The sequence below is a fragment of the Streptomyces sp. NPDC048331 genome (assembly GCF_043201215.1).
Classification (GTDB): domain Bacteria; phylum Actinomycetota; class Actinomycetes; order Streptomycetales; family Streptomycetaceae; genus Streptomyces.
The window spans coordinates 39,216-45,676 of sequence record NZ_JBICYT010000051.1 but is presented as its reverse complement, the minus strand read 5'-3'; the positions used below and the strand labels follow the sequence as shown (position 1 = coordinate 45,676).

General features: G+C 70.3%; 8 protein-coding genes. 2 read left to right on the top strand and 6 right to left on the bottom strand.

The window, feature by feature from the left end:
• The first annotated feature begins 1,212 nt into the window (after positions 1-1,212).
• Together ACGFYY_RS38080 and ACGFYY_RS38075 are read left to right on the top strand one after the other, a co-directional pair.
• Positions 1,213-1,863, top strand: a complete 651-nt coding sequence (locus ACGFYY_RS38080) for a replication/maintenance protein RepL (RefSeq protein WP_364846883.1) — start codon at positions 1,213-1,215, stop codon at positions 1,861-1,863.
• A complete protein-coding gene (locus ACGFYY_RS38075; RefSeq protein WP_052876035.1) occupies positions 1,857-2,276 on the top strand; it encodes a hypothetical protein in 420 nt (139 codons plus the stop codon). The genes ACGFYY_RS38080 and ACGFYY_RS38075 overlap by 7 nt, the downstream gene beginning before the upstream one ends.
• Positions 2,277-3,175: 899 nt before the next feature.
• Here ACGFYY_RS38075 and ACGFYY_RS38070 read toward each other — a convergent pair.
• The 6 genes from ACGFYY_RS38070 to tpg all read right to left on the bottom strand — a co-directional run bounded on the left by ACGFYY_RS38070 (position 3,176) and on the right by tpg (position 6,450).
• Entirely contained in the window at positions 3,176-3,574 is a 399-nt protein-coding gene (locus ACGFYY_RS38070) for a hypothetical protein (protein ID WP_364846885.1), read from the bottom strand.
• On the bottom strand, positions 3,574-3,840 hold the full coding sequence (locus tag ACGFYY_RS38065; protein WP_283458999.1) for a hypothetical protein: 267 nt from the start codon (positions 3,838-3,840) through the stop codon (positions 3,574-3,576). Before ACGFYY_RS38065 ends, ACGFYY_RS38070 begins: the two co-directional genes overlap by 1 nt.
• A gap of 54 nt (positions 3,841-3,894) precedes the next feature.
• Positions 3,895-4,311: a hypothetical protein gene (locus ACGFYY_RS38060; protein ID WP_364846889.1), complete on the bottom strand. Its 417-nt coding sequence runs from the start codon at positions 4,309-4,311 to the stop codon at positions 3,895-3,897.
• Between the two features lie 423 nt (positions 4,312-4,734).
• Positions 4,735-4,995, bottom strand: coding sequence for a hypothetical protein (locus tag ACGFYY_RS38055; RefSeq protein WP_364859587.1), 261 nt, complete (start codon positions 4,993-4,995; stop codon positions 4,735-4,737).
• The gene (locus ACGFYY_RS38050; RefSeq protein WP_364859584.1) at positions 4,992-5,759 is read right to left on the bottom strand and encodes a hypothetical protein; all 768 of its coding nucleotides are present in this window, start codon (positions 5,757-5,759) and stop codon (positions 4,992-4,994) included. The genes ACGFYY_RS38055 and ACGFYY_RS38050 overlap by 4 nt, the downstream gene beginning before the upstream one ends.
• Before the next feature lie 103 nt (positions 5,760-5,862).
• Complete coding sequence (gene tpg, locus ACGFYY_RS38045) at positions 5,863-6,450, bottom strand: telomere-protecting terminal protein Tpg (protein ID WP_364859581.1); 588 nt, start codon at positions 6,448-6,450, stop codon at positions 5,863-5,865.
• Between the last annotated feature and the right edge of the window lie 11 nt (positions 6,451-6,461).

Here is a 6,461-nt window from a genome sequence, read left to right as displayed (position 1 = left end):
CCCGCGGAGCGGGTCCCCCAGGGCTCCGCCCTGGACAGCGAGCGGTCGGGGCTCCGCCCCTCCCTCCGCTCCCGCTCCGCGTGAGCGGAGCGGTTCACTCCGTTCACCGCCCGGCGGGAGCGCTCCGCGAACCCGCCAACCGCAGTGAAGCCGGGGCGCCTTCGGCCCCCCGGGGGCCGACCTCCGGCCGACCCGTGGCCTCCGCTCCGCTCCAGCCACAGCCCGTGCTCCGCGCGGGCGTGGACCAGGCAGGCAGTAGGGCAGCCGCCCGGCCGGACCGGGGTGAGGCGCAAGCGGCAGCAAGAGGAGAGGGGGTGACGGGTTGTCGGGTAAGGAGCAGGAGCAACGGGGGCTGGCCACCCAGACGAGGGAAGCCTACCCCGCGTATCGTGGTCCGATGCGTCAAATTGAGAGCTAGATTGATTCTGGAATGAGTAGCACCCACCATCCTGGCCCGAATCACGGGCAGGAATAAAGCCGGAATTATTGCGGCCAGATAGGGCGGGAGATAGTGCAGGAAGTGCCGCGCATCGTGAATTGATTGGCCCGAGCTAAATGGTACCGGATTACTTGCTGAGCAGAATTGCTGAGGTGACCTTGAATGTGCCGAGGAAGAGAGCAGGCGCGGGTGGCCTGAGGAAGGCCCGGACGGGGCGCGTCCCTGGGTGCGAAGCGGTACGGAGCGCGTGCGAGGCGCTCCAGCGCTGGGGGGGGCTTCGCACGCGGGGTGCGACGGACGACCGGGTGTCGGCCTCGGAGGCGCTCCAGTGACTGCGTGCGCAGCTGCCGGCGTCGCGGGGGCCTTCCGTCGCTGGCGGGCCTCGCCCGCCCTTGCGGCCCGGTGTCGGCGAGGCCCCCGCATGTGAGGGCCTGGCCGAAGCCTCGCGCGCGCGTGCGTCTTAGGGAAAAGAGGGCCGCTGCGAGAAACCGCCTCTGACCTGCGGTTTCTCCGAGGGGTATGTGTCGGCGCTGACACATTGACCTGCGGAAATGTGTTGGTGGTGCCACACCGACACCCAAATGTGCCAAGCCAGCTTGTATAAGCACGCATCGTTGCTGGTGGGGGCCGGTTTCCAGGAAACAGGCCCGGAATCGGTTGTGTCGGCGTCGACACCAAAGCGCCACGCCAGCATGTACAAATCTGCCAACCGTGGTTGGACAACTGCTAGGGTCCGCCGCGACCCCCAAGATCGAGGAACAGGACGACCTTCGATGGCCCCCCGTCCCAAGCGCCCTGCCTCCGGCCGCAGCACGGGCCGGATCGCCGCTGTTCAGCGCGGCGGCGACAGCGCCTTCCGCGAGACCCTGTCCTCCCGGCTGGGGCAGGACATCAAGCCGCCGACCCGCAAGCGGCCGGTGCAGCAGATGGACGTCAACGTCCGGTACACGTACCGCGCACCGCACGAGATGTACGGGCGGTCCGGCTACAGCGTGGTCTCCAACGACTTCCTCGCCGACGTCCTGGCGGTGCTGATCGCCCAGCACGGCATGTCGCCGATCCAGTCCGCGGTGCTGCTGTGGTGCATCGGCCGTCAGCGCGAGGGATGGCTGAAGGCCACGCACAAGAAGATCGCGGACAAGCTGGGCGTGGAGCGGTCGAACGTCACCCGGGCGCTCGGGCGGCTGGAGGAGTGGCACATGCTCCAGCGCGTCGACACCGGCCTGATCTTCGTCAACCCGCTCCTCGGCTTCGAGGGCAACGGCGACGTGCAGCAGGAGATCCTGGAGGCCCTGCGCAACGGTGCGGCGGAGGGAGCCTTCCCCGAAGTGAAGCCGCCGCCGGCACCGCGCAGCGTGCAGCTGGAGCTCGGGTCCGAAGACGGGGACGATGAGGGTGTCGACAAGGAGGGACAGGCATGCTGATCCAGGCGAGCGCCGGTTTCGGAATGCTGTACCGGCTGGACCTCACCAAGGCCGCAATGGAGCTGCTGAGCGTCCTCATCGAGCGCCAGGAGCCCGGCGGTGAGGTGAACGCCTCCCAGGCCGAGCTGGGGGCCCGGGTGGGCCTGTCCCGCAACTCCGCGAACACCGCCATGGCGCTGCTGGAGAGCCGGAACCTGGTGCTGCGACCCGAGGACCGCAAGTACCGCACGTACTACCTCCATCCGTACGTCGCCTCCTACGCCTCCCAGGAGGAGCTGGAGGAAGCGATCGAGGACGCCTCCGAACGCATCGCCACCGGCGAGCTGCCCGAGATCACCGCCCCCCTGTACGAGACTCCCCCGCCGAAGCGTCAGCCGCAGGCGCCCCTCCGGGCGATCCGCGCCGCCGGGTAGGCCGGCCCTCTCCGCCGAACCGGCGCCGCGTCCTCATCGCGAGGAAGCGGCGCCGCTTTCGTGTTGCGGGAACGGTGTGTCAGATCCGTGCACACGGTTCCCGCGGGCGGGAAACGCGCAGGTCAAGCAGGCGGAAATGCAGCAACCAAACGACCGCTTGCTACACGCCCTGCTGCCGTCTGAAGCAGCACCTGCTACTCGAGCAGCACCCCGCGTGCGTCTGGGGCGCCGCTGAAGTGTCATCGCTCTCCGGCATCCCGAGCAGCAGCGCCTTGAACCCTTCACCACCAGGAGCAGCAGCCGGTGCAGCACACCTTGCTGCACCGGCCAGGCCGCGAAGGGTGCAAGGTGCTGCACGGTGCAGCGAGAGGCGTCTTCCTCCACCCCGGGGGGCGTCATCGGCGGAGGCCGGCGCCCCGCCCGGGAGCCCCAGCCGCCGCGCACCTCGCGCATCGGCCTTGCACCCCAATGTAGGTAGTACCTGTAGTGGTCATGTGCGGGTAGATATCTCTCCCCCTGAGAGCGGAGCTCGCGCTGCGGGAAGCAGCCAGGCCCCCACCAGGGCGAGCCGTCTCAAGCGTGTGCCGTACGAACACCCTCCGGGCGGCATCGGCCCGTTGAGCCCGTTGACGGCGCTGTGCGCCCCGCTGAGCGCCTCACAGGCCCGGAATGACAACGGGGAGCCCGGACGGCGTGAAACGCGCCCAGAGGGCCGCGCAGGGCCGTTGTGGATCATCGGACCGCCAGGTGGGGGTGCGGATCGGCTCGAGCGGGTGGTGGAACGTGGTGCCCGCTGGCGAGCTCTGCTCTCAGAGGGGGGAGAGATCTACCCGCACATAACCACTACAGGTACTACCTACATTGGGGTGCAAGACGGTCTCCGGCAGCGGGGCGGCGGGTTACCGGTCGGGGTGGACCGCCTGGACGCCGGTGTTCTCGTACGCCTCGGGGGTCAAGGTCAGCAGGTACCGGCCGGCGGGGAAGTCTGCGGAGGGCCGGGCGGCGTGGATGGCGTGGACGGCCGCCCAGGAGTAGCCGGCGTGCAGCAGTTCGGTGGCGGCGAGCGCGGCCGCGGTGTCGAACGGTTCGATCTCGATGAACCGGAGTCCGTGGATGTAGGCCAGCAGGCCGGGGCGCTCGGTGTCGCCGGCGGTGAGCGAGAGCACCGGTACGTAGAGCGTGCCGAGTCCGCCGGAGGCTTGGACGTAGAAGGCCGCGACGGCCTCGTTGAACGGGTCCTTGGGGTCGTGCAGGGCGGTGGCGGCCGTGTGGTCCAGGACGACGGCGATGGCCGCCACTACGCGGCCGCCGAGTCCTGGCTCGCGCCCAGGCGCTCCAGGAGACCGCGGGCCTTCGCCTCGGCCTCCGCGCTAGGCACCGTGCCCAGGATGGAAGCGAGCTCGGCACGGGCCTGCGCGGCGCGCTCCTCGAACTCGGACTGGGTGGGCCGGCTCTCGGCGAGTGCCTCGACCAGGTTGCGGATCGTGGTGTTGTTCTCGGCTGCCAGCAGGGCCAGGCGGTCACGTGTCGCGGCGCTGACCTTGATGCTCGTTTCGTCTGCCATCCTCCGACTCTACTGCGAGTAGAGGAGGGGTGGGAGAGCTTCGGCGCCGGCAGTTCAGCCGCTGCGGACGGAGGCGTCATGGTGACCGGAGGAGGCCGGCGTGTCGGTCGGGTGCAGCCAGCGGATCGGGACGGTGAGGGAGACGGCTCGGGGGAGCTCCACCGGCTCGCCTTCGACGTCGAGGAGCATGCCCGCGACCTGGTAGCCGCGGCTGGGCGGCAGGCCGACGGCCTGGACCTGGTCGTCGGTGAGGTCGACCGTGACGCGGGTGGAGGCGGCCACCCGCAGTCCCTCCACGGTCCGCGTCTGCGGGTCGATGTCCACGACCGTCCGCGGGAAGTGAGTGCCGCGCAGCCAGCTCAGGGCCCACCACGAGTCGCCCATCGTCTCCGGCCGGTACCGGCGGAGCGGCAGCGAGTGCGGCACCTCGCAGCGGTAGGTCTGGCCGACCCCGACGTCCTTCGTACGCACACCTCCAGGGTGCTCCCCCGCCGTCAGGCGTGCGCCGGCTCCGGGCGGGCTGGGGACGGAGTGTGATCGCCGGGAGAGTGCAGGGGTGAGGTGTCACGCTGTCACGCTGAAATTTTCCGAGCCCTGGAAACGGCTCTGAGGGCCCTCACGACCTCTAGAAAATACCTAATCCAGACATCAGGTATTCGGCTGCGCCCAGGGAGCGCGGCGAGCGTGACAGTCAGCGTGACACCCCGAATATGACGCTGGGTGAGCGTGACAGGTGCCCACATACCCCGGCTCACAACACCCTCACGATCCTGGCCGCCTGGGAAAACAGGCTGCCACCACATAGGCCAATAGGACATACGAGGGCACTTTGCCGTGACCTCACAGCCTGGTGCGCGGCAGGCTGTGAGGGGTGTTGTTGTCGCTCCGGGTGACTCACAGCAGGCGCGGGCGGCTGCACGGGCACTGCTCGCAGTTGGCGCAGCCGGCGCACTCCAGGCAGAAGGCGAGAGGCCACTGTCCAGGGCAGGAGCAGATCGGATTGTGGTCGGGGTCGTCCTCGCCGGGGAACCGGGTCTCGCCGAAGGGCGGCTCCGTCCAGGCGTCGACCGTCCCGTCAGCGCGCAGTTCTTCGTAGTGGTGGCCGATGGCGGAGTGCTCCTCCCAGACGGCGACGACCTCCTGGTCGTGGTTCATGCCCGGCCTCCCGCGGTGACGGCGCGGGTGAGGAACGCCGCGAGCTCGCCGACGGCCTCGGAGTCGGCGCCGGCCAGCCGGGCCGCGAACGGCAGCTGGTCGACGTCGGCGCCGGGAACGAGTTCGGCGAGGGCGGCAAGCAGTGCGGCGTGGGCGAGGACCGGCGGGTGCAACAGGCCGGCGGCGGCTTCGCGGGCGGCCGGGTCGGCGTAGTGCCCCCGGTGCGCGGCGAGGGCGCGGGCGAGCCAGGCGTCGACGTCCGGCTGCACGTACGACCCGGCGCGGCGGGTGAGCTCGTCGCGGGCGGCCTCGTCGCCCTCCCGGGGCTCGGTCTGCTCGAGGGCGCCCCGCTCACGCAACGCCTGGAGCTGATCGGCGCGGGCGGCGACTCGGGCCGCCGCCCGCTGCTCGGCCTCCCGGGCTTCGGCGGCCGCGGCTTCGGCGGCGAGCTCCTCCTGGACAACGACGTCGTCATCCGGGTCGTACGGGCCGCCGTTCACCGCGAGGAGCCGCCCGATGCGCCGCCACTCGGCGAGCTCGGCCGCGCGGCGGCTGCTGTGGTCGGCCGCCTCTTCGTACCGGCGGTCCAGGTGCGCGTCCAGCTCGGCATCGGCGAGCGCCTGGACGGCCTCGCCGTGCGTCATGCCCCGGGCGCGGCGCCGGACCGAGGACCGGCCGATCTTCACCGGGTCGATCGGCGTGCGCGGGCCCTGGGCGCGGGCGTCGGGGACGCGGCGCCGCCGCCAGCCATCGGTCGTGCTCACAGGGATCTCGCTTTCACCACGGAAACGAAAAGGGAGCCCGCCGCCCGAGTACACGACGGCGGGCTGTCACTCCAGGTTTATAGCAGGGGCGAATTCCGCGCGGCTAAAACGAGATATCCAACCGCTCGACTGCCTCGATTCGGACCTTCAGGCCCGCGCGCCCGCCACCTTCGACGCGGAAATAGGCGTCCGCTATGGCCTCGGCGACGGCGTCGTGCAGCTCGCTGTCCGTCGCGCCGGTCTCCCTGGCGGCGAGGATCTTGGCGGCGTGGGAGGGCGATACGGCGACCTGGATGTCCCTCATCCGGCCCGCGTCGGAGCCTTCCGAACCGAACCCGAAGTAGGCGGTGGTGGAGATGACGAGCCCCGCCGAGCTGGCCGCGCGCTGCCTTGCCTGCGCTTTGACCTGCGGTTGCCACGCCGCTTCGGTCTCCTGCTCCAGGGCGGCCTGGAGGCGCTTCTGCGGCTTCTTCGTGGCTCCGGAGAGGTAGCGGTCCACCGTCTTGCGGGAGACGCCCAAGCGCTCCGCCAGGGACTTCGAGGAGCCGCCCTCGCGCGTGCGAAGGAATTTCATCTGGGCCCGCGCGGATTTCGGCGCGGGACGGGTGAACAGGGTGCGCTCCGCGCGTCGCAGGCCGTCGAGGATCTTGTCGCGCAGCAGGGCCCGCGCTGCGGTGTTGTCGTTGCTCATGACTGTATGAA